This window comes from Algoriphagus sp. NBT04N3, from assembly GCF_019443765.1.
Lineage (GTDB): Bacteria > Bacteroidota > Bacteroidia > Cytophagales > Cyclobacteriaceae > Algoriphagus > Algoriphagus ornithinivorans.
Genome location: NZ_CP048415.1, coordinates 234099 through 257547 on the forward strand (window position 1 = coordinate 234099; position 23449 = coordinate 257547).

The 23449-nt window shown below is 41.3% G+C and carries 23 protein-coding genes; 16 read left to right on the top strand and 7 right to left on the bottom strand.

Annotation, left to right across the window (positions count from 1 at the left end; translation table 11 throughout):
- The first annotated feature begins 106 nt into the window (after positions 1-106).
- Positions 107-391, top strand: a complete 285-nt coding sequence (locus GYM62_RS01115; RefSeq protein WP_219957982.1) for a hypothetical protein — start codon at positions 107-109, stop codon at positions 389-391.
- 98 nt (positions 392-489) lie between these two features.
- Positions 490-2127, top strand: a complete 1638-nt coding sequence (locus GYM62_RS01120) for a M28 family metallopeptidase (RefSeq protein WP_219957983.1) — start codon at positions 490-492, stop codon at positions 2125-2127.
- Between the two features lie 40 nt (positions 2128-2167).
- Here the strand turns inward: GYM62_RS01120 and GYM62_RS01125 are convergent, their stop codons facing one another.
- On the bottom strand, positions 2168-2395 hold the full coding sequence (locus GYM62_RS01125) for a hypothetical protein (RefSeq protein ID WP_144606406.1): 228 nt from the start codon (positions 2393-2395) through the stop codon (positions 2168-2170).
- A 247-nt stretch (positions 2396-2642) separates the two neighbouring features.
- On the opposite strand from GYM62_RS01125, the gene GYM62_RS01130 reads away from it, so the two are divergent.
- The 13 genes from GYM62_RS01130 (at position 2643) to hisIE (ending at position 14927) form a co-directional block, all read left to right on the top strand.
- Positions 2643-4055 (top strand): anthranilate synthase component I family protein, encoded by a 1413-nt coding sequence (locus GYM62_RS01130; protein ID WP_144606408.1) that lies wholly within the window; start codon positions 2643-2645, stop codon positions 4053-4055.
- Entirely contained in the window at positions 4052-4618 is a 567-nt protein-coding gene (locus GYM62_RS01135) for an aminodeoxychorismate/anthranilate synthase component II (protein WP_144606410.1), read from the top strand. The genes GYM62_RS01130 and GYM62_RS01135 overlap by 4 nt, the downstream gene beginning before the upstream one ends.
- Positions 4619-4739: 121 nt before the next feature.
- Positions 4740-5750 carry an anthranilate phosphoribosyltransferase gene (gene trpD, locus GYM62_RS01140; protein ID WP_144606412.1) on the top strand — a complete coding sequence of 337 codons (1011 nt, stop codon included), beginning with the start codon at positions 4740-4742 and terminating at the stop codon, positions 5748-5750.
- A 9-nt stretch (positions 5751-5759) separates the two neighbouring features.
- Positions 5760-6578, top strand: a complete 819-nt coding sequence (trpC, locus tag GYM62_RS01145; RefSeq protein WP_144606414.1) for an indole-3-glycerol phosphate synthase TrpC — start codon at positions 5760-5762, stop codon at positions 6576-6578.
- Positions 6578-7216, top strand: a complete 639-nt coding sequence (locus tag GYM62_RS01150; RefSeq protein WP_144606416.1) for a phosphoribosylanthranilate isomerase — start codon at positions 6578-6580, stop codon at positions 7214-7216. Before trpC ends, GYM62_RS01150 begins: the two co-directional genes overlap by 1 nt.
- Before the next feature lie 12 nt (positions 7217-7228).
- Positions 7229-8407 (top strand): tryptophan synthase subunit beta, encoded by a 1179-nt coding sequence (gene trpB, locus GYM62_RS01155; RefSeq protein WP_144606418.1) that lies wholly within the window; start codon positions 7229-7231, stop codon positions 8405-8407.
- An 81-nt stretch (positions 8408-8488) separates the two neighbouring features.
- Positions 8489-9262: a tryptophan synthase subunit alpha gene (gene trpA / locus GYM62_RS01160; RefSeq protein WP_144606420.1), complete on the top strand. Its 774-nt coding sequence runs from the start codon at positions 8489-8491 to the stop codon at positions 9260-9262.
- 87 nt (positions 9263-9349) lie between these two features.
- A complete protein-coding gene (aroF, locus tag GYM62_RS01165) occupies positions 9350-10369 on the top strand; it encodes a 3-deoxy-7-phosphoheptulonate synthase (protein WP_144606422.1) in 1020 nt (339 codons plus the stop codon).
- A gap of 364 nt (positions 10370-10733) precedes the next feature.
- On the top strand, positions 10734-11522 hold the full coding sequence (locus GYM62_RS01170; RefSeq protein WP_144606424.1) for a phenylalanine 4-monooxygenase: 789 nt from the start codon (positions 10734-10736) through the stop codon (positions 11520-11522).
- Between the two features lie 168 nt (positions 11523-11690).
- A complete protein-coding gene (hisH, locus tag GYM62_RS01175) occupies positions 11691-12287 on the top strand; it encodes an imidazole glycerol phosphate synthase subunit HisH (protein WP_219957984.1) in 597 nt (198 codons plus the stop codon).
- A gap of 152 nt (positions 12288-12439) precedes the next feature.
- Positions 12440-13153 carry a 1-(5-phosphoribosyl)-5-[(5-phosphoribosylamino)methylideneamino]imidazole-4-carboxamide isomerase gene (gene hisA / locus GYM62_RS01180; protein ID WP_219957985.1) on the top strand — a complete coding sequence of 238 codons (714 nt, stop codon included), beginning with the start codon at positions 12440-12442 and terminating at the stop codon, positions 13151-13153.
- Positions 13154-13342: 189 nt separating this feature from the next.
- Entirely contained in the window at positions 13343-14098 is a 756-nt protein-coding gene (hisF, locus tag GYM62_RS01185) for an imidazole glycerol phosphate synthase subunit HisF (protein ID WP_144606431.1), read from the top strand.
- A 226-nt stretch (positions 14099-14324) separates the two neighbouring features.
- Positions 14325-14927, top strand: a complete 603-nt coding sequence (gene hisIE, locus GYM62_RS01190; protein ID WP_144606433.1) for a bifunctional phosphoribosyl-AMP cyclohydrolase/phosphoribosyl-ATP diphosphatase HisIE — start codon at positions 14325-14327, stop codon at positions 14925-14927.
- On the opposite strand, the gene GYM62_RS01195 is transcribed toward hisIE, so the two are convergent.
- The 3 genes from GYM62_RS01195 to GYM62_RS01205 form a co-directional block, all read right to left on the bottom strand.
- On the bottom strand, positions 14924-16165 hold the full coding sequence (locus GYM62_RS01195; RefSeq protein ID WP_144606435.1) for a glutamate-5-semialdehyde dehydrogenase: 1242 nt from the start codon (positions 16163-16165) through the stop codon (positions 14924-14926). The two genes, hisIE and GYM62_RS01195, sit on opposite strands and share 4 nt — an antisense overlap.
- The gene (gene proB, locus GYM62_RS01200) at positions 16158-17240 is read right to left on the bottom strand and encodes a glutamate 5-kinase (protein ID WP_144606437.1); all 1083 of its coding nucleotides are present in this window, start codon (positions 17238-17240) and stop codon (positions 16158-16160) included. Before proB ends, GYM62_RS01195 begins: the two co-directional genes overlap by 8 nt.
- Positions 17241-17361: 121 nt before the next feature.
- A complete protein-coding gene (locus GYM62_RS01205) occupies positions 17362-18222 on the bottom strand; it encodes a geranylgeranylglycerol-phosphate geranylgeranyltransferase (RefSeq protein ID WP_144606439.1) in 861 nt (286 codons plus the stop codon).
- Positions 18223-18372: 150 nt separating this feature from the next.
- Here GYM62_RS01205 and GYM62_RS01210 point away from each other — a divergent pair, with 150 nt between their 5' ends.
- Positions 18373-19743 (top strand): Gfo/Idh/MocA family protein, encoded by a 1371-nt coding sequence (locus GYM62_RS01210; protein WP_219957986.1) that lies wholly within the window; start codon positions 18373-18375, stop codon positions 19741-19743.
- Positions 19744-19833: 90 nt separating this feature from the next.
- On the opposite strand, the gene GYM62_RS01215 is transcribed toward GYM62_RS01210, so the two are convergent.
- The 3 genes from GYM62_RS01215 to GYM62_RS01225 are packed head-to-tail and all read right to left on the bottom strand — an operon-like array spanning position 19834 to position 23414.
- Complete coding sequence (locus GYM62_RS01215) at positions 19834-20724, bottom strand: glycosyl hydrolase family 17 protein (protein WP_219957987.1); 891 nt, start codon at positions 20722-20724, stop codon at positions 19834-19836.
- A gap of 38 nt (positions 20725-20762) precedes the next feature.
- Positions 20763-22208: a glycoside hydrolase family 30 beta sandwich domain-containing protein gene (locus tag GYM62_RS01220; RefSeq protein WP_219957988.1), complete on the bottom strand. Its 1446-nt coding sequence runs from the start codon at positions 22206-22208 to the stop codon at positions 20763-20765.
- A 36-nt stretch (positions 22209-22244) separates the two neighbouring features.
- Positions 22245-23414, bottom strand: a complete 1170-nt coding sequence (locus GYM62_RS01225) for a glycosyl hydrolase family 17 (RefSeq protein ID WP_144606447.1) — start codon at positions 23412-23414, stop codon at positions 22245-22247.
- Positions 23415-23449 lie beyond the last annotated feature (35 nt).

The following is a 23449-nucleotide window of genomic DNA, read 5'->3' on the forward strand; positions in this document are numbered from 1 at the left end:
TTCGGCGAAAGATTGCAAGATGACTTTTTTCATGTTTTATCTCCTGAAAATCATCAGGTTGGATCATTAAATCTTCGTAAATCTCGTTAGATAAAACTTTAATCAAATGAAGAAGAAGACAATAAATACCCTCATTGTGCTTGGATTGATTTTAATCCTTAGTTCTTGTGCTGAATCTCTGCCTTTGGATGATTGCCTAGATTCTGAAAACTATGGCTTTTTCGGAGGTTTATGGCATGGAATCATAGCACCCATCAGTTTTGTTCTCAGTATATTTTTTGATGATATAGCCATGTATGCAGTCAATAATTCAGGCGTTTGGTATGATCTAGGTTTTGTTTTAGGAGCTGGAATTCTCTTTGGTGGGGGAGGAAAGGCAAGCAGTAAATAAACAGCCTAGAGAATCCAGGAAACAAATTCCCTATATTGGATATCATCTTTCATTTTTGGAAGATATCTAAAGTTTGAACCATAAATAAATTAAAACCCATGAGATATAAATTTCTATTCTTGATTACAGGCATAGCATTAGCCGTTTCCTGTAACTCCCCTCAAAAGGATTATCAGTTTACTACTTCGGATATCGAGTCTCATATCGATACACTTTCCTCTGATTACTTTTTAGGTCGCATGCCTTTCACAGAAGGAGAGGAAAAGACCGTGGCTTACCTGGTCAACGAATTTCAGAAAATAGGTTTGGAGCCCGGAAATGGAGATTCCTACATTCAAGAAGTACCCATGGTATCTATTTTGACCCAGCCATCAGAAACCATGGAAATACAATCTGCCAAAGAAAAAATTTCCTTGAATGGCTTGCAGGATTACGTTTTTTGGACTCAAAGAACAGACTCTGCGGTCAGTTTTCAGGATGCAGAAATGGTATTCGCCGGATTTGGGATAGTAGCTCCTGAATACGGTTGGGATGATTATAAAAATATTGATGTGAAAGATAAGATCGTTGTCGTGTTGGTCAATGATCCAGGGTTCGGAACAGAAGATGCATCTTTTTTCAAAGGGAATACCATGACTTATTATGGAAGGTGGACTTATAAATATGAAGAAGCCATTCGTCAGGGAGCATTGGGATGTTTGATTGTTCATAATACTATCCCAGCTGGTTATGGATTCAATGTGATTCAAAACTCCTGGAATTCATCCAAGCTTTATTTGGATGATCGAGGAAAGGAAGGGTATAAGTTGGCATTTGAAGGTTGGGTTACTTTGCCTACCGCCAACAGGCTTTTTGAAATGGCAGGTTTGAACGAAAGAGAATTGCTGGCAAAAGCGAGAAAACCGGACTTTCAGGCAATTCCATTAAATCTCAAGGCAAGTTCTTCTTTGAAGGTGGAGGCAACCTACAATACTTCCCAAAACGTTGTCGCTAAATTGACAGGTGAACAAAATCCGGATGAATACATTGTTTATACTGCCCATTGGGATCACTTGGGAGTGGGCAAACCTGATGCAAGTGGAGATAGTATTTATAATGGGGCTTTGGACAATGCATCTGGTACGGCAGCACTTTTAGCCTTGGCAAAAGCATTCAAAGAATCCAAGACTCCTAATCGATCGGTGATTTTCTTGGCGGTAACCGCAGAGGAGCAGGGACTTTGGGGTTCTGCTTATTATGCTAAAAATCCGATTTATCCTCTGGAAAAAACTGTGGCCAATATCAATATGGATGGAATTAATCCCTATGGCAAAATGAAAGATGTTTCAGTAATAGGAGTTGGGCAGTCTGAAATGGAGGAATTATTAGATGTGGAATTAGAAAAATTAGGGCGTTATTCTGCGCCGGAACCTAATCCGGTTGCTGGTTATTATTTCCGCTCAGATCATTTCAATTTTGCTAAAGTTGGAGTCCCTGCTTTGTATTTTCATACAGGTATCGACCATGTAGAAAAAGGGAAAGAGTATGGAAAAGAGCTTCAGGATCAATATACAGCTGAATATTATCACAAGCCTTCAGATGAATATGATTCCAGTCGATGGAATTTGGATGGTGCCGTTGACGATGTACAACTTCTATACAACATCGGACAAAATCTGGCTAATTCTAATCAATGGCCATCTTGGAAACCCGGCTCCGAGTTTAAGTCTATTAGGGAAGGATATATGAAGAAGTAAAAAAACATAAAAACCCCAAGCAAATTGTTTGGGGTTACTCTTATGACTTTGCCAATAAAAGCTGAAACTCCAAGGGGCTGCAAGTCTGAAACTCATCCTCGGCAAGATCTTCGAAAATTTCCTCGTCGAATTCCATTTCCGTCTTTTCTACTTTACCATCAGGATGTAAAATCAACTCTGTTCCGGTAAAATCGGAGGGATTAACCATCACCAAAACTTGATAATCATCAAAAATCCTCTTGAAATATTGTGCGATTGCCTTTGCCATTTTTTTAAAAATTAAATTTTCTTCAAAATTAAGTTGATTTTTTTACAAATGGATTTTGCCTTTTGCTTTCCATCCCTAAATTTGCCAAACGATATGAAAACGATAGCAAACAAATACTGGTGGTGGCATTTTGAATCTTTCCCGGGGAAAGCACAGAAAGCCCTTGCCTAAAATTGAATGCAAGAAGATATAATTGGCTTACTGGACTTCCCGGTAAGCCTTTTTTTATGCCAAAATTTAACCACGAATGAACCACGTAAAATTTCCGATTTTAACTACTTACCGCAAAAGGCTGGCGGATACCATCACCCCGGTAAGTATTTATTTACAAATCAGGGATAGATTTGCCAATCCGATTTTATTGGAAAGCTCTGATTATCATGGGCAGGAAAACAGCTATTCCTATATCTGTTTTAACCCATTGGCCACTTTTTCATTCAATGCCGGAAAAGTACAGGAAAAGCTACCTAATGGAGATGAAAATCATTACGAGGTAAGCTCCCAAAAGCCTTTGATGGATTCCCTAAGAGCATTTGGAAATAGATTCGACCCTTCTCCAGATAAATTTAAGTTTAGTACCAACGGACTTTTTGGCTACATACAATACGATACAGTGGGCTGGTTTGAAGATATTAAACTCGAGAAGACCCAAGAATCAGAAACTCCGATGATGCATTATGCCATGTATCAAAACATTATCGTAGTGGATCATTATAAAAATGAATTGCACTTATTTGAGCATAGAGTTCCCGGAGCTGAAAACCCGGAATATTTGGAGGAAATCGAGCAGCTTCTGAACAATAAGAATATTCCTGCCTACACCTTCAAAAAAATAGGTGAAGAAGTATCAAATTATACAGATGAGGAGTTTTTGAAAGTTTTGAATCAGGGAAGGGAACATTGCTTCCGTGGGGATGTATTTCAAATTGTAGTTTCTAGAAGATTCACTACTGAATTTAAAGGGGATGAATTTAATGTGTATCGGGCACTCCGTTCCGTCAATCCATCGCCTTATCTTTTCTATTTTGATTATGGTTCCTTCAAGGTTTTTGGCAGCTCTCCGGAGGCCCAGATCGTCGTCAAAAATAAGAAAGCAACCATTTTTCCTATCGCAGGTACTTTCAGAAGGACTGGGAATGATCAGGAGGATGCTGCTTTGGCGAGAAAACTATATGACGATCCAAAGGAAAATTCTGAACATGTCATGTTGGTGGATTTGGCTAGAAATGATCTTTCCAGATCTTCGGATGTGGTCAATGTAGATGTTTTCAAAGAGATTCAATATTACTCTCATGTGATTCATTTGGTGTCCAAAGTTACGGGAGAGTTGCCTGATGGAGCCAATCCTCTTCAGCTGGTAGCGGATACTTTTCCTGCAGGAACCTTGAGCGGAGCGCCTAAATATAGAGCCATGCAATTGATAGATCAGCTTGAGAATGTGAGTCGACAGTTTTACGGTGGAGCTATCGGTTACCTAGGATTCAATGGAGACTTCAATCATGCGATTTTAATCCGCTCTTTTGTCTCCGAAAACAATCAATTACGATTTCAGGCAGGTGCAGGAGTAGTAGCCAAGTCTTCCATTCCATCAGAATTGCAGGAAGTGGCGAATAAGCTGGAAGCATTGAGAGTAGCACTTAGAGCAGCAGAACAGATATGAAAATCCTGGTACTCGATAATTACGATTCCTTTACGTATAACCTGGTTTATCTGGTTAGAAAGCTGGGTTATGGAGCGCAGATGGATATTTTCAGAAATGATAAAATCAGTCTGGATGAGGTGGATCAATATGATAAAATTTTGCTCTCTCCGGGTCCTGGTGTTCCATCTGAAGCCGGGATTATGCCGGAGCTATTGAAAAAATATGCTTCCAGTAAGTCTATTTTGGGAGTGTGCCTGGGACATCAGGCGATAGGTGAGGCCTTTGGAGGCAGTCTGATTAATTTGTCCGAGGTGCTCCATGGAGTTTCTTCTCAGGTAAAAACTCAGAAGGACTTGCTTTTCGAAGGAATCTCCGATACTTTTAGTATTGGTAGATATCATTCCTGGGTAATAGATGAATCCACCCTTTCTCAAGACCTGGAGGTGATTGCCCGTACACCCGATCAACAGATCATGGCCGTGCGACACAAACAGTTTGCCGTTCGTGGAGTTCAGTTTCATCCTGAAAGCATTCTGACTGAACATGGCACTCAAATCATTAAAAACTGGCTGGAATCTTGATAATCAAGGTTTTGATCCCCAAATAATATTGCTATGAAATGCCCATGAGAATAGCTCCTCACGCAAGGGAATGATTATTCAGGGCATTCCATCTGACCATGAAAAATTAAATTATAAACAGATGAAAGAGATACTCAATCTCCTTATTGAACATAAAACATTAACCCAGGCTCAGGCCCGAGAGGTATTGAAAAATCTGGCTTCAGGTGCTTACAATTCTTCTCAGGTAGCCTCTTTCATGACCGTGTACTTGATGCGCTCCATTACTGTGGAGGAGTTGAAAGGCTTTAGGGAAGCCATGCTCGAGCTTTGTATTCCGGTTGAAATCTCTGAATACGATGCCATGGACCTCTGCGGAACAGGTGGGGATGGGAAGGATACATTTAATATTTCCACCTTGTCCTCATTTATAGTAGCCGGAGCCGGTCAAAATGTTGCCAAACATGGAAATACCGGTGTTTCTTCCATCTGTGGTTCCTCTAATCTACTAGCTTATTTCGGCTATGATTTCACCAATGATATCAGCGAAATCAGAAGATCGCTGGATGAAGCAGGGATTTGCTTTTTGCATGCCCCGCTTTTTCATCCGGCCATGAAAAATGTTGCCCCGATCAGAAAAGAATTGGGTGTCAAAACGTTCTTCAATATGCTGGGACCAATGGTTAATCCTAGTTTTCCGAAAAAGCAATTGGTGGGAGTTTTTAGTCTTGAGCTGGCTAGGTTGTATGCATACCTCTATCAGGAAAGCGAAGCCCAATTTTCCATCTTACATGCATTGGATGGGTATGATGAAATTTCTTTGACTGGGGATTTTAAAATGATATCCAATTCGGGAGAAAAACTCTTTAAGCCAGAGCAAATAGGTTTATCCAGATTGAAGGCTGAGTCTATCAAAGGTGGAGAGACGGTAGAAGAATCCGCTAAAATCTTTGAAAATATCTTGAAGGGTAAAGGAACCAAAGCCCAAAACGAAGTGGTTATTGCCAATTCAGCTGCGGCTTTAGTAACCGCTGATTCTAATTTATCCTTCCCAGAAGCCATTGCACAGGCAGAGCAGGTCTTGCTGAGTCGTAAAGCCTTGGAGGTTTTCAAAAGTCTGGTCAATCCTAAAACCTCAATTTCATTCGCTTAATAATTGAATATGAATATTTTAGAAAAAATTATCGCAGATAAATATAAAGAAGTAGCCGAGCGAAAAAGCTTGGTTCCTGTCAAGCTTCTGGAAAAGAGTACCTTTTTCGAGGGAAAAGTAGTTTCCATGAAAAAGTATGTCACCCATCCGGAAAAGTCTGGGATTATATCAGAGTTTAAAAGAAAATCACCTTCCAAAGGAATGATCAACGGAGCTGCTTCTGTGGAAACCGTCAGTATCGGTTATATGCAGGCGGGAGCTTCTGCTTTGTCCATTTTAACAGACAAGGATTATTTCGGAGGCAGCAATGAGGATTTGAAAATTGCGAGGAAGTTCAATTTTTGCCCTATTCTGAGAAAGGATTTCGTGGTAGACGAATATCAGATCATTGAAGCAAAATCCATCGGAGCTGATTGTATCTTATTGATTGCGGCTGCTTTGGAACCTGAGAAATTAAAGTCCCTAGCCTACTTTGCTAAGAGTTTAGGCTTGGAAGTACTGCTGGAAGTACATGATGGAGATGAGTTGGCTCAAAGTATCAATGATGGAGTAGATTTGATTGGGGTGAACAATAGAAATCTAAAGACTTTTGAAGTCAGTATTGACACCTCACTCGAGTTGGTTGATAAGATTCCTTCTTCATTTATCAAGATTTCAGAAAGCGGAATTTCGGATCCTAATACGTTGATAAAATTGAAGAAAGCAGGTTTTGATGGATTTTTGATTGGAGAAAATTTCATGAAATCCAGCAGACCGGAGCAGGCTGCTTATAATTTCATCAAGGATTACCAGAAATTGGCTTCGGCTACAGAATTTCAGAAAGCTTAATGGAGATCAAGGTTTGTGGGATGCGGGAAAGTGAAAACATCCGGGGTTTGATAGCAGAAGTCAGACCGGATTGGATGGGGTTGATATTCTATCCCAAATCACCCAGGTATGTAGAGGATAGTCTCGCACCTCAAATCTCTGAAATGAATGTTCCCAAAGTAGGGGTATTTGTTAATGAAAGCATCCCTGAAATTTTGGAGAAAATAGTGAAATTTGACTTGGCTGCCATCCAGCTTCATGGATCGGAATCGCCCGAATTTGTGGAAGAAATCAACTCCAAGACTGATGTTGAGATTTGGAAAGTGGTTTCGGTTGGGGAAGAGCTGGATTGGGAAGATTTAAAACCTTACGCTCCTCTAGTGGACAAGTTTCTATTTGATACAGCTACCAAAGCACATGGGGGTTCAGGGAGAAAATTTGATTGGAAGTATTTGGAAACTTATCCCTTCAACAAAAGCTTCTTACTGAGTGGAGGAATAGATCAAGACAGTGCTAAGGAGATCTGGGATTTGGCAGAAAAAGTTCCGCAATTAAAAGGGGTGGACCTCAATTCCAAATTCGAAATTAGTCCTGCCTTGAAGGATATAGTAAAACTGAAAGAATTTAAACAAAATCTGCTTTCTGAAAAGAGAGCATAACCTAGAGAAGATATGATCAGAGTGGACGAAAAGGGCTTTTATGGCAAGTTTGGGGGAGCATATATTCCTGAAATGTTGCATCCCAACATCGAAGAACTTCGCGATAATTATGAGGCCATTGTAGCTTCAGAGGATTTTCAAAAGGAGTTTCAGATGCTGTTAAAGGATTTTGTGGGCCGTCCTACCCCTTTATACTTTGGATCTCGTCTTTCTGAGAAATACGGGGCAAAAATTTACCTGAAGAGAGAAGACTTGTGCCATACAGGGGCACATAAGGTCAACAATACCATAGGGCAGATTATTCTGGCCAAAAAGCTGGGCAAGAAAAGGATAATTGCCGAAACAGGAGCAGGTCAGCACGGAGTGGCAACTGCTACTGTTTGTGCTTTGATGGGAATGGATTGTACTGTCTACATGGGTGAGCTGGATATCCAAAGACAGCGCCCGAATGTGGAGCGTATGAAAATCTTGGGAGCTAAGGTGGTTCCGGCAACTTCAGGTTCTAAGACATTGAAGGATGCCACCAACGAAGCTATGAGACAGTGGATTAATAATCCTGTAGATACTCATTACATCATAGGCTCTGTTGTAGGACCGCATCCTTATCCGGAAATGGTTGCGCGCTTTCAGTCCGTGATTTCTGAGGAAATCAAGTGGCAATTGAAAGAAAAAGAAGGAAGAGAAAATCCTGATGCAGTTATAGCATGCGTTGGAGGTGGATCCAATGCTGCAGGTGCTTTTTATCATTACTACAATACTCCGGAGGTTCGCCTGATTGCTGCTGAAGCCGCTGGATTGGGTGTGAGTTCCGGTAAATCCGCCGCCACCACAGCCTTAGGTACCCCGGGGATTTTACATGGATCCAAAACTTTATTGATGCAGACGGAAGATGGGCAGGTAGTAGAGCCACATAGTATTTCTGCTGGCTTGGATTATCCTGGAATAGGTCCCGTTCACGCTCATTTATTTGATATCGGACGAGGAGAATTTGTGGCTGTGGAAGATGAGGATGCCATGAAAGCAGGGATAGAGCTGAGTCGATTGGAGGGAATTATTCCTGCGATCGAAACAGCCCATGCACTTCATGCTCTGAATATGATAGAATTCCGTAAGGATGATGTAATAGTGATCAATCTTTCAGGAAGAGGTGACAAAGATCTGGACACTTATATCAAGTGGGGGAATTATTGATTCAAGTCGGATGTCAGATGACCGATGTATATCAGCAATACTCATCGGACATCGGACAAGGGACATCAAACAAAAAAATAAATGAACCGAATACATAGTTTATTCAAAAACAAACAGGAGCGGGTACTCTCCATTTATTTTACAGCCGGATTTCCAAAACTGGAAGATACCTTGTCCATCATGGAAGCTATACAGGCAGGGGGAGCAGATATTATTGAAATCGGTGTTCCTTACTCTGACCCAATCGCGGATGGCCCTACCATCCAGGATAGTAACCAAATTGCCTTGGAAAACGGTATGAGTTTGAAAAAGCTTTTTCAGCAATTGGAAGGCTTCCGTTCTAAAATTGAATTGCCGGTGGTATTGATGGGATATCTTAACCCGATCATTCAGTATGGCATGGAGGCATTTTGCAAAAAGTGCCAGGAAGTGGGAATCGATGGATTGATTCTTCCCGATCTGCCGATGCAGCAATATTTGGATGAATTCAAATCTGTATTTGAGCAATACGGATTGGTAAATACCTTTTTGATTTCTCCCCAAACTTCTGAAAAGCGAATCCTTGAAATCGATCAGAATACAGATGGCTTTATCTATATGGTATCATCTCATTCGATTACAGGAGCCAAGAGTGGGATCAGTGAGGAGCAAATTTCTTACTTCAAACGTGTTCAGGAGATGGGACTTAAAAACCCTCGTCTGATTGGTTTTGGTATTTCAGATGCAGAAACCTTCTCCACCGCATCAAAGTACAGTCACGGAGCAATCATCGGTTCTGCTTTTATCAAAACTGTCAAAGACTCAAAAAATTTAAATCAAGATATCCAAGCTTACCTTCAATCTGTTCTGAATTGAAAAATTGCCTAATTCTAAAATCACCTTTCAATTAAACATGATAGCTCCGAAGTCTCGTAAATCGAACTTCGTAAATCAAAAATCGATATGATTATTCAATTACAACCCGATATTTCATCCAAGCAAAAAGAGACTTTAATAGAAAAAGTCAATGGAATCGGATATAAGACTACAGAAGTAAAAACACAATTGGGAGATTACCTGATTGGAATTGGTAAAAATGAATTTGATATCCGCAAAATCGGCCAGCTCGATGGCATCAAGGATATCCATATTGTATCAGATGAATATAAGCTGGTCTCAAAAAAGTGGAAAGCCAAGCCAACATCAGTGGATTTGGGAGATGGAGTGTTTATTAAGGATGGGGAAATGGCCATCATCACCGGTCCTTGTTCCATAGAGTCAGAAGAGCAAATTCGAAAGGTAGTTGCCCATTGTGTAGAGAATGGTATTCGAATGATGCGTGGAGGTGTGTTTAAACCAAGAACTTCTCCCTATGCATTTAGAGGGATGGGAATTGATGGATTGAAGTTATGGCATGATATCGCTTCCGAGGCCGGAATCAAGATAGTGACCGAGGTCATGCAGACTTCTCAAATCGAGGAAATGTACCCATATGTGGATATTTATCAAGTGGGTGCCCGAAACTCTCAAAACTTCAATTTGCTTGATGAGTTGGGGAAAGTAGATAAAGCTGTGATGATCAAGCGTGGGATTTCCGGGACCATCGAGGAGCTTTTGCAATCTGCTGAGTATGTATTTTCAGGAGGAAATGAAAAATTGATTTTGTGTGAAAGAGGGATCAGAACTTATGAAAAGGCATCCAGAAATACATTGGATTTGAACGCGATTCCTATTTTGAAAGCCAAGTCCCATCTTCCAGTGATTGTAGACCCTTCTCATGGAATTGGAATTCGTTCCTATGTGCCGCAAATGGCCTTAGCAGGTGTAATGTCTGGAGCGGATGGTATCATCTATGAATCCCATGAGATTCCTGAAAAGGCCTATTCCGATGGACAGCAAACCTTGGATTTTGCGCAAAGTGCACGATTGGCTGCGTGGATTCGGGAAAGTTTTGCGATGCGGAAAAGGTTTGACCTCTTGTAAAATAATTTGCTTGGAATCTATCAAATTGTGTAAATTCGAGGCATAATTTAAAATCGTGAATCCAACACCAAGAACCTACGTACATCATTCTCATTATCCTCTCCAATGAAGGAATAGGAATGTTATGGTTTTTTGGTAACATATAAATAAGCCTATTCCAATTCTGGGGTAGGCTTTTTTGTTTAAAAGCTCATGTGAGCTAAGCTGCTTTTCCGAAAGAATCTTGAAACATGATCAGTTATGAATCCTGCTTCAGGAGATGCAGGATGGCAGAATACCAGGTATCAGGATAACTGAAGTTAGCAGGTTGGGAAAACTTAAAATCAAGGAATAGAGTTAGAAAATATATAAACCCGAATATAAAATGACTGATAAACCAAAAGACTGGGTATTTAGCGACCCGAGATTACAGGATCTCAAACAGGATTATGAGGCATACACCGAGGAAGACTTTAAAGTCTGGAAAATCTTATACGAAAGACAGATGCCAAATCTGCCTAAAGCAGCTTCACAAGCTTATTTGGATGGGGTAAAAATTGTCAATTTCACAGCGGATAAGATCGCAAACTTTGAAGAACTGAATCAAATCTTGAAAGATACCACCGGTTGGGCAGTGCAGGTGGTTCCTGGATTGATTGACGATGATTTATTCTTTGGTTTGTTGAATAACAGAAGATTTCCTTCTTCCACTTGGCTTAGGAAAATGGAGCAGCTGGATTATCTGGAAGAACCTGATATGTTCCATGATGCTTTTGCTCATATGCCTATGTTAACTAATCAGCATTATGTGGATTTCTTGGAAAAACTTTCAGGAATTGCATTGAAGCACATCGATAATCCTTGGGCGATTCAGTTGTTGAGTAGGATTTATTGGTTTACCATTGAGTTTGGCTTGATTAGAGAAAATGGGGAGCTTAAAATTTATGGTGCAGGGATATTGAGCTCCAAAGGAGAGACGAAATTTTCCTTGTCCGATGAACCTGCTCATTACCCATATGATGTCAAGCGAATTATGAATCAGGAATACTGGAAAGACAAATTCCAGGATAAATATTTTGTCATCGAAAGCTTTGAGCAACTCTACAATTCCATTCCTGAAATTGAATCGGTTTTGGAGGAGATGCTGACTAAAGAAGCGAGAAGCGAGAAATGAGAAGTGAGAAGCTAGAGAAGAGAGGCTAGAAACGAGAAAAAGAAATTTTGTCTGATAGCCGATCTGATTACAGAAATAAAATACTTGGCTTTAAATAAAACAGAAATCAAAATGTTGGAAGATTAGAGATTGATGGATTACTTCCGTCTCCGGTCTTCCTTCTTACTTATGAAAATAGCCGTAATCAAATACAACTCCGGCAATGTACAGTCGGTCTTGTATGCATTGGAGCGATTGGGAGCAAATGCCGAGCTCACAGACGATCCTGAGAAAATCTTAAAGGCCGATAAAGTCATATTTCCAGGTCAAGGAGAAGCAAGTACAGCGATGACTTATTTAAAGGCCAGAAAGCTGGATCAACTAATTCGGGAAATCAAGCAACCATTTTTGGGTGTTTGTTTGGGTTTACAGTTGCTTTGCGAGCATTCAGAGGAAAATAATACTGATTGTCTTGGCATTTTTCCGGTGAAGGTCAAGCGTTTTATCCCTGAAAATTCTCAGGAATTTAAAGTTCCACATGTGGGTTGGAATGAGTTAGAGAATTTGGCAGAGAATCCTTTACTGAAAAATTTACCAGAGACCCAGTTTCTGTACTACGTCCATAGCTACTATGCAGAATTGAGTGAGGCGACGATTGCTACGACTCATTATATTCATGATTTCACGGCAATTCTCCATCGGGATAATTATTGGGCCATTCAAGCTCACCCGGAAAAAAGCAGTACGGTTGGGGAGAAGCTACTTTCCAACTTCTTAAGCATTTAATAAGGCTTCGACTCCCTGCCTTTCGTCAGGCAGGCGCTCAGCCTGACAATGATTAAGGTCAGGTCGAGCGGAGTCGAGACCTTCATAATTATATCTCAAACCATTAAACAAAGGTGTCTAGATTCTCGAATCTAGGCTCTTGTATCTCAATTATGTTCATCATCCCCGCAATAGATCTTATAGATGGCAAGTGCGTTCGCCTCAGTCAGGGCGATTATAGCAGTAAAAAAGAATACCACGATGATCCTGTTGAAATGGCCAAGCGTTTCGAAGACGCAGGCATCCAAAGACTTCACTTAGTAGATCTGGATGGAGCGAAAGCCAAACGCATTGTCAATGATCAGGTGCTGTTGGATATCACCCAAAAAACCAGTCTCAAAGTGGATTTTGGAGGTGGAGTTCAAAGTGAGGAGGAAATTGAAAAAGCCTTTTATCTGGGCGCTTCTCAAGTGACTGGAGGTTCGGTAGCTGTGAAGAAGCCTGAGATGTTTAAATCCTGGCTCATCACTTATGGGCCCGAAAAACTCATTTTAGGAGCAGATGCAAAGGACCGAAAAATCGCCATTCACGGCTGGGAAGAGACCACTGAGCAGGATTTGATCCCTTTCATTCAGTCTTATTTTCAATTGGGAGTTCGCTATGTGATCTGTACTGACGTAGCAAAAGATGGCTTACTTCAAGGCCCTTCTACGGATTTGTATAGAGAGATTTTGGAAGAAATGCCAGACTTGAAACTGATAGCCAGTGGAGGAGTTTCATCAGTCAAGGATTTGGAAGAGTTGGAAAAAATCGGAGCCTATGGGGCAATTGTTGGAAAAGCCTATTATGAGGGAAAGGTGAGTTTGGAGGAAATGGCAGCCTTTTAATGTATGATTTACGATTTTGGATTTACGACTTCAATTGGACTTTAATCCTTTAATCAGTAATCTCAACCTTGAGTTTCTAGGTTTGAGGTTCCTTAAAATCTCGTAAAACTTCATTCGTAAATCGTAAATAAAAAAAATATCGAACACCGAACTTCGAATGAAGAATAATGAAGTTTTGAATACTATAAAATGTTAACAAAGAGAATTATCCCCTGCCTTGATATCAAAGACGGACGAACTGTCAAAGGGGTGAATTTTGTCCAATTGCGAGATGCAGGGGATCCGGTGGAGTTGGCGAAAGTCTATTCTGAGGAGGGAGCTGATGAACTGGTGTTTTTGGATATTACAGCTACGGTCGATAAGCGAAAAACTTTGGCCGAGTTGGTGACCAAAGTTGCCATGGCGATCAATATTCCCTTTACAGTTGGCGGAGGGATTTCTACAGTGGAAGATGTGAAAGTCTTGCTGAATGCAGGTGCCGATAAGATTTCCATCAATTCTGCAGCTGTCAAAAATCCAAGTGTGATTGATGAAATGGCACGGGAATTCGGATCTCAATGTATTGTGGTGGCAATCGATACCCGTGATGTAGATGGAACGGATTATGTGCACACGCATGGGGGAAGAAAGCCGACCCTTTTGCAAACGCAGAAATGGGCAAAGGAAGTAGCTGATAGAGGAGCAGGTGAAATTTTGCTTACTTCCATGGATCATGACGGAACCAAGGCAGGTTTTGCGAATGAGATTACGGCTGAGATTTCATCAGCCTTATCAATTCCTGTGATTGCATCCGGAGGTGCGGGAACCATGCCGCATTTTAAAGATGTGTTTACCTTTGGAAAAGCAGATGCGGCTTTGGCAGCCAGTATTTTCCATTTTAAAGAAATTCCGGTTCCGAGCTTGAAGGAATATTTGATTGGGGAGGGAATTTCAATTAGAAAATAAGATAAGCTTCGCTAGATAATTTCAAAGATAGGCTTCGCAAGATATATGCAATTTAGCCCTTGATCGTTGGTCAAATATCTTATCCGCGATAGCGGATTTATCTTCCAGTATCTGCGCAGCTATCTTTTAAAAATCTGGGTTTTATAAGAAAAATCAGAATTTTCAAAATATAGTATAGTTATAACCAAAACCCTCGAGGTTTTGAAAACCTCAAAGGTTCAAGAATATGAAAATAGATTTCAATAAAATGAACGGCCTAGTACCAGCCATAGTCCAAGATGCTATTTCCGGTAAAGTCTTGATGCAGGGCTTTATGAATGAGGAAGCGCTGGCAAAAACACAAGAGACTGGAAAGGTGACTTTTTTCAGTCGTAGCAAAGACAGGTTGTGGACCAAAGGAGAGACTTCAGGGAATTTTATGGAGTTAGTTTCGATGAGTGTCGACTGTGATGGAGATGCTGTTTTGGTCAAAGCCAATCCTCAAGGCCCTGTTTGTCATACCGGTTCGGATACCTGTTGGAATGAGGAAAATTCTTCCAAAACCGGTTTCATCGATCAATTAAGAGCCATTATCAAGGATCGAAAAAATAATCCTTCTGATCAATCCTACACGGCTTCTCTTTTTGCCAAAGGCATCAATAAAGTGGCTCAAAAAGTAGGGGAGGAAGCGGTGGAAATCGTGATTGAAGCCAAGGATGACAACAAGGAGCTATTTTTAGGGGAAGCAGCGGATTTGCTATTTCACTATCTCGTTCTTTTGGAAGCCAAAGGTTATGAATTGGATGAAGTGATGGAGGTGTTGATAAAGCGGCACTCAAAAAAATCCTAGTTCCTCACCTGCCCATTTCCCCTTATCACCCACTTATAGCTAGTTAATTCTTTCAAAGCCATAGGCCCTCTGGCATGTAGTTTTTGGGTGGAAATTCCGATCTCAGCACCGAGTCCAAACTGCGCCCCATCTGTAAAAGCCGTGGATACATTAGCATAGACAGCTGCTGCATCCACTTCCAATAAAAACCGCTCGATGTGCTCTTGATTTTCAGATATAATCGCTTCTGAATGTTTGGAAGAATAGATCTGGATATGTTGTAAAGCCTGCTCCAGATCATTGACGGTCTTTATGGCTAGCTGTAAACTCAAAAATTCTGTTCCAAAATGTTCCGGCTCCGCTGGGTGAATTAAATCAGATTGGTCTAGATACTGAAAAGCCTGCTCATCTGCATAAATTTTCACCCTACTTTCCAACAAAGGCTGAATCAACTTATTCAGGTTTTTCAACTGACTTTGATGAATAATCAAACAATCCAAGGAATTGCAAACGCTGGGTCTTCGGGTTTTGGCATTGTGGATGATGGGCTTGGCCTTTTCCAAATCAGCTGTTTCATCCAAGTAGGTATGAACGATTCCGGCACCTGTTTCAATGACCGGAACTTTGGCATGCTCTCGCACAAAATTGATTAGACCTTGAGAACCTCTCGGAATCAAAACATCTACATAGCCAACAGCTTCCAGAAGTGCCTTGGTCGCTTCTCTATCTGCCGGTAAGAGTTGAAAAGCCTGAGTTGAAATCTCATGCTGCTCCAACACCTCATGAATCAGAGAAACTATGGCTCGATTGGAGAAATCTGCATCCGAACCCCCTTTGAGCATCAGTCCATTTCCGGATTTTAGGGCAATGGAAAATACGTCAAAAGTCACATTGGGCCGGGCTTCATAGATAATTCCAACTACTCCCAGAGGCACACTGACTTTCTCGAGGTAGAGTCCATTTGGAAGCATTTTTTCCTCCAATTTGAGATGGAGAGGAGTAGGTAACTGGCTGACTTGAAGAATTTCAGAGGCGATGCTTTCTATCCGTGATTGATTGAGAAGCAAACGGTCGTACATCGGATTTTGAGGATCCATGCGTTCCAAATCCCTCTGATTTTCAGCTAAAATAAAATCAGTTTTCCTGATAGCCAATGCTGCTAAATCCTTCAAAATTGACTGGATTTTTACGTCAGAAAGCCTGATCAATTCTAATGAAGCTTTTTTAACAGATTCAAAAATAGGGGAGTACTCAGTCATGATCGAATAAATAGAGATAATTATAATGAATCAGCGCTTTTTGTTTTTTTTGGCCAAGCTTTTCAGTTGCGGATTTGGATGAATACTCTGCTCTTCCTAAGCCTACTTTTTCACCCTTTTCATCACGAATCAGCAAGATATCACCTTTAGTAAATTCTCCTTCTAACTTGGTGATTCCAATAGGCAAAAGGCTTCGTATGACATCGGAAGTCAAAGATGCTTTGGCACCGGAATTAATGAAGACTTCCCCTTTGTAATAATGCGCGCCATGGGCCAGCCATTTTTTGGGAGCTTGTTTTTTCTTTTTGGGTTCAAACCAAGTACATCGCAATTTTTTATCCGTAAAAGCCTGCAACACTCCATTTTTCTTCCCGTTGGCAATGATGACCTGAATGCCTAAATCTGCCGATTTTTTGGCCATGGCATATTTGGTTAGCATACCACCCCGACCAAAGGAAGATTTGGTAGCGGAGATATAGCTAGAAACTTCCGGCGTATCAGAAGCTATTTTTTCGATCAGCTCTGAGTCGGGTTCAGTGGGATTTCCGGTAAAGATCCCATCTACATTAGTCAGCAGCATGAGGGTGTCTGCATTAATCATCGCAGCGGTCAAACTGGCCAGCTCATCATTATCGGTAAACATGAGTTCTGTGATCGTCACGGTATCATTTTCATTGATTACAGGTAGGATTCCCTGCTGCAATAAGGCTTCAATGCAGTTCTTCATATTGAGAAAATGCTTTCGGTCTCGAAAATCCTCCTTGGTGACCAAAATCTGAGCGATTTGAATTCCTTTCTTTTCGAAATATCCTTGATACTGATGTATGAGCCGGATCTGTCCTGTAGCCGCCCAGATCTGTTTTTTGAAAACGGGATTCACCCTTTCTGGTAAGACTACAGTTTGTCTCCCAAATGCTACAGCTCCTGAACTGACCAACACGACTTTTTTGCCTTGCTTTATTAATCCACTGATCTGAGCGACCATATGCTTCATCCGCTCCAAATCAGGCATGCCATCGGACTGGGTAAGTACGTTGGAGCCTATTTTGATGACGATGACCTTGGAATCTAGCATATTTTAGAAAATATGCATGAAATTAAGGGTTTTGTTGCAGAAACGCTAAGGCAAGAGCTGTCTGTTTGAGAATTGAAAAATTAGGCTTTGTAAAAAATCTGTTTGTTTAAGGATGAGGAGACTATAAAAAAGCCATGCTCATGGTTCCTACCAGCATCAATATTTTTGCCCAGGTACTGAGTTGGGTGAAGTGGTCTTTGCGGTCCGCTAGGTATATTTTTCTCATAAACCATACAAAGGCAATCCCTAGACCTCCAAAGTAATAGAATAACTCCTGCTTGTTGATTTCGAATGTGATAATTAGGATGGCAGAGACAAAACAGAGGGCAACAATGAAAATCACCTGCTTGGTCTTTCGGAATCCAATGACAATGGGAAGCGTACGACAACCATGTTTTCTATCTCCATTTCTATCTTCAATGTCTTTGAGAATTTCCCGGATCAGATTCAAAAAGAAGGCAAAAATGGCATAAGTCAAGACCAATAGTTCGTTTTTCTGGTAATAAAAGGCAACCAGATAAACTGAAAGTCCTGTCAGAAAAGCAACGGTTAAATTTCCGATAAAGGGCTCTCTTTTGAGTCTGTTGCTGTATAGCCATAGTAAAAATGCGGCCACGAAATTAACAATGGCAATTCTAGGTGCTACTAAGAGGCCCAATCCTATGCCTGTAAAATTGAAAAGGGTATGGAGAAAAATCACTACTCTTCGTTTGATTCCCTTTCCAACGATTACTTCATTCGGTCGGTTGACATAATCGATTTTTACATCGTAATAATCATTGATCATGTAGCCGGCAGCCGTAATCAAGAGTGTCGCCAAAATCAATAAATACAGTCGATAATCCTGAAGAACCGGTAAACCTTGGGGAGTTCTTTCTATCAGGAAATATGCTGCCATCAGCTGGGCGAAAGCAACCATGAGCAGATTGATGGGTCTGCTAATCCGGAAGAGTCCCCGGATGGATATCGTTCTGTTCGTCATGGTTGAATTCATTCCCTCAAAAATACAGGAAAAGGAATCTAAACAGCGATTTGTGGCTTTAACAAATCAAGAAAATCGATTCCGTAATTTTTCACTGCAGTTTTTTCTTTATTCATTAACTTAAAGAGTCAATTTTTAAACCCAAAACCTATGTCTCGTTCAGCCAATCAATCCAGAAGAGATTTTATGGCCTTGTCCGGAAGTTTACTGGCCGGTAGTTTTCTTATCCATCCTGTTGCTCAAGCTTTAGATTTGGTTGGGCCAAAGGAAGGAAAAATGAAATTAGCCCTGGTAGGTACTGGAATCAGGGGCACGACCATGTTTGGGAGGGATGTGCTTAGATCTTATGGGGAATTGGTTGAATTTGTCGGGCTCAGTGATATCAATCCAGGAAGATTGGCTTATGCAAGGAAGTTTATTGGAGCTAACTGCCCTGTATTCACGGATTTTGATCAAATGCTGAAAGAAGCAAAGCCTGATGTCTTGATCGTCACTACCATGGACAGCACCCATCATGAGTTTATTATCAAAGGACTGAATGCTGGTATTCATGTGATTTCGGAAAAGCCGATGACCACGGATGAATTTAAATGTCAGGATATTCTGGATGCAGAGCGGAAGTCCGGCAAAAAGTTAATTGTGACTTTCAATTACCGCTATTCTCCTCATCGACAAAAACTGTATGAGTTATTGAGAGCAGGTGAAATCGGAGACTTGACCTCGGTAGATTTTCACTGGTATCTGGATGTGTACCATGGAGCTGATTACTTTAGAAGATGGCATAGAAAAAAGGAGTTTGGAGGTACTTTACTTGTTCATAAGTCTACGCATCATTTCGACCTATTAAACTGGTGGATCAATTCGGATCCCGAGGAGGTTTTTGCTTATGGTTCCTTAGAGTTTTATGGTAAAAAAGGTCCATTCCGTCATACTACTTGTAGGGGATGTCCTCATGCCAGCAATTGTGATTTTTATTGGGATATCACAAAGAATGAGCATCTGGTGAATTTATATCCCGAAAATGAGCAATATGACGGATATCATCGGGATGGCTGTGTTTTTCGTGAAGATGTAGATATCTACGATAAGATGGCTGTCCAGATCAAGTACAAAAATCAGGTCCAGGTCAGTTATTCTTTGACCACTTACTCACCCTATGAGGGTTATCGAATTGCCTTCAATGGTACCAAGGGGCGCTTAGAAGCTTGGATCAAAGAAAGACAGCCCTGGGAAGAAGTCGACGCAGATGAGATTCATTTGACCAAAAATTTTGGGGAGAGTCAAATCATTACCATTCCACATGGAGGTGGAGGACATGGAGGGGGAGATACTCGATTAAAGGATAAACTCTTTAAGGATCCATCCATGGCCGATCCTTGGAGGCAATCTGCGGGTAGTCGGGATGGTGCAATGTCTATCTTGGTTGGCATTGCAGCCAGAAACAGTATCGAGAGCGGAAAGCCTGTGAAGATAGCAGACCTGACGGATATAGAACTGAAGGAGACAGGTAGGGGGGGCTAAAGTTTAAAGAGCAGGAGCCATTTAGGCTGTTTTTAAGAAAAGCTGCTTGGAGGATTTACAATGAAGTTCCAAGCAGCCAGTAATTTGACCTCAATATTTCAGCCTTTCGTCTTTATCCCAAATTCCCCAGAAAGCTCCCACATCTCCCTCTGCGCCTACTTTCCAAGATTCATCAAATGAAGAGAAGTAGAATAATTCAATATTCTCTTCTTTAGACCATTGCTGGGCATTGATGAAATATTTGATAGCATTTTCGGTCGATGGAACAGCCCCTCTCAGATTGGTGCCTTGATCTGGCCATCCAGTCTCTGTGATGATTACCCGTTTTCCTTTGCCTGCATTCTTGGCTATGCGATACATTTCTTTCATATAAAGCAAGGAATGCTCTAAGGGACATCCTTCCCAAAAAGGATAACAATTCGCTAAAATGAGATCACAGGCTTCGGATACCTCCGGATGATCTTCGAATTCATAATAGGCATCCACATATCCGACTGGTACTTTTTTCTGGATTTTACTTTTGACCTCTTGAATATGCTCCAGTAATTCATCTACAGTCAAATCACCACGGTATAGTACTTCATTTCCTACGGCAGCAATATCAACTAGACCCTCATTCACCAATTCAATCAAATTGGCAACCTCTTTGGCATTGGTTTTAGGATTGTCACCCAACCAGGCACCAACCATCGTTTTGATACCCATTTCCCGTGCAACTTTAGGGATAAGCTCATTTCCTTCGGTGGTGGAGAAAGATCTGATCCATTTGGTATGAGGCTTCAGCACCTCCAATCTTTTTCTGATTTGCTCTTCTGTAAGTTGATCTCCAGGTTTTTGACCTTCCACATAGGGACTAGCACAAAATCCATGAACTCCGTCTTTCAGTTGATTTCTTAAGGTTTGCTTGAGTTCTTCTAAAGATTTGTCAGATAAATCAGAGGAGGCGAGGGAAAGAAATTTTTCTTGTCTAAACGATGGCATGGAAAGGGTAAATTAATTGTTCGATAATTTGAATCAGTTTAAGTGGTTTTTGTTTGGTCGGGGCCAATAATAATGGTTTGAATGGCAGCCGGACTGATAGAAAAAGCGGATTTGTAGTCAGCTATTTCTAGATTGATGGCAATCTTAAATTGGTTTTGGTTTAATACAACTAGGACCAGAGAACCATCCTCGTTTTTCGCAGCGGTCGCTTGAACTTTATCTTCTGAAACTTTCACCTCAATGATTTTGGAACCTGGCCGGATAAATTTACTAAAGTGGGCCAAAATATAATAAAGCGGGGTGTAGTATACCTCATCATTCGATGGATCTACGATTATCGGAGCAACACACCAGTTTTCAAACCAGTTGGGACCGCCTCTGCGATCAAGCACCATATTCCAGTCTATCCATCCATCTACCCAATTATTAAAGCAGCCTATGATGTCGACGGCATACCGATAAACAGGCACATATTGGGGGTGTAAGTATTTCTGATTTTCCGGAGCCCAAAGCCAACCCCAGTCTTTTGCTTCCTTGCTCCAATACCAGTCATCATCCTGCCATCTTGGAACTTCAGCATCGATACAGGCTTCAGTTTGAATAAGGAATTTTTCAGGAGCCTTGTGATGGGCATATTGTAAGGCCTCCGGAAAGACCTCATAGGTACTTTCGTACCAATGAACCGCCGTGCCGGAGAAATACATGGAAGACTCGGCATTAGCAAACATGACATCTACCCATTCCTTCAGTCCTTCTCGGTTTTGATCATAACCTAGAATTTTCACCTCATCCCAGCCTTTATTTTCCAGCTTTGGGCCGAGGTGAAAACGAACAAAATCAGTCATTTCTTCAGGGCTAAAATGCATGCTTTCCCAATTATTGCCATTTCCATGAGGCTCATTTTCCACGGTTAGTCCCCAAATAGCTATTCCCTCATCCTGGTAAGCTTGGAGATATTTTTCAAAAAAATCTGCCCAGACTGGATAGTATTTAGGTAGCAATTTGCCCCCCACCCAACTCTGATTATCCTTCATCCAGGGAGGTGCAGTCCAGGGAGAAGCGATGATTTTGAAACCTTGCTTGGAATAGATTTTTGCCTCTTGAATCATAGGGATCAAGGCTTTCTTGTCCCTTTCAATGGAAAAATTCTGAAGACTCTCATCCCCGGCATTGGAATCGTAAGAGTATTGGCTTAGCGAAAAGTCACAGGAATTAATATGTGTTCGAGTCAAGGAATAGCAGGAGCCTTCCTCGCTGAAATATGCTGTGAGAATCTCGCGTCTTTTTCCTTCACTCATCTGAGCAAGAAGATGCGCGGAAGCTTCCGTAAAAGAACCTCCAATTCCGGTGATAGTCTGAAATTCTATTTCTGGATTGAGTGTGACCTGAATCGTGATCTCTGCGTCCTCGAATTGGTCGACTTTCTCCAGCTTTCTACCTTGAGCGGAGGTTTCAAATACCTGAATTGATCTATTTTGAAGCATTGAGTATAGCAAATTGAAAATCAGAATAGGCTTGGGTTACAAGTGCTCGTTTGGGGGAGGGATCATGGCAGCTCTGAGAGCTAATTCAATATTCCCTTTTTTGGTCTGTTTGAGCGGTTTCCCATCACGGGTTAAACCCAGGAAAACTCCTGCTTCAAACTGATCCCAAAGCGCAGCTTTGACCTTCCCGTCCACGGTGATCAGGCCAAAGTGATTTTCAGATCCTTGAGGGTTTCCTGAATCTTTCCAAGGTTCGTCAAAGGCTTCAAAATAGAAACAGGAAATCCCTTGGCTATTGGTCCAGTTTCTCATTTCCTGGTAGTAAAGCATTTCTTTGTACTCATCGCATGCTCGGGATCCTTCCAATCCATAAAATCCATCCGAACTGCTGGCCCAACCGGTTTCTCCTATGTGTACGGGTTTTCCAGGGGCAATTTTTTCCACATAAGCCTTCACTTGCTGATATTGCCCTATAGCAAAGTCTCGTGCTCTTTGCATGGCTTTTTCCAGCTTTTCTTTTTTAGGGAGCTTTTTCTCCGAGGGACTGATTCCCCAAAATATTGGATGATAGTGGGTATTGTGCATGGGGTAAGTGTGCATGGAAACAAAATCCACTTCCTGAATCAGCTGATTGAGCGCAGCAGTATGGTAAAGTGGATCTCCACCACCCCAAGAGGAAAAATCGTCAGAGGAGGTGATCCAAAGCTCCGATGAGATTTGCTGTTTATTCTTCAGGTTTTGTAGGTGATTGACCCATTTCAAGATTACCTCCGGCTGTACATAATAAGATTCGGCCCATTTGACCATGGCTTCATTGCCTACTGCAATGATTTTGACGATATCCGGGTATTCATTTGCCAGCTCTACGCTTTTGGCAATTTCAACCTGATTTCGTTCGCTTTCCTGAAAATGATCAGGTTGCTTATCCGTCCAGGCATTTTTGCAATCGATCCATGCTCCCAACATAACATACATTTCAAAGCCTTGTTTCTCCTGATTCAGTTCAGAAATGGCTTTGAGCACATTTGAAGCATGAGGTAAGTGTACATTGTAAGTTCTCAGAAGGCGTATGCCCATAGCATGAAGAATGAGTAAATCTTCTTTCAGCTGAGTTACGGTAGGCTGAATGCTTCTGGAGTTCTTTCTATACCCTCCATAGGATATTGCGAGGAAATCCGGGTTTCCTAGTATGTCTTTTGCAGTCATTCAATGACAGTAATTATGTTTTTGGATAGTGGGAA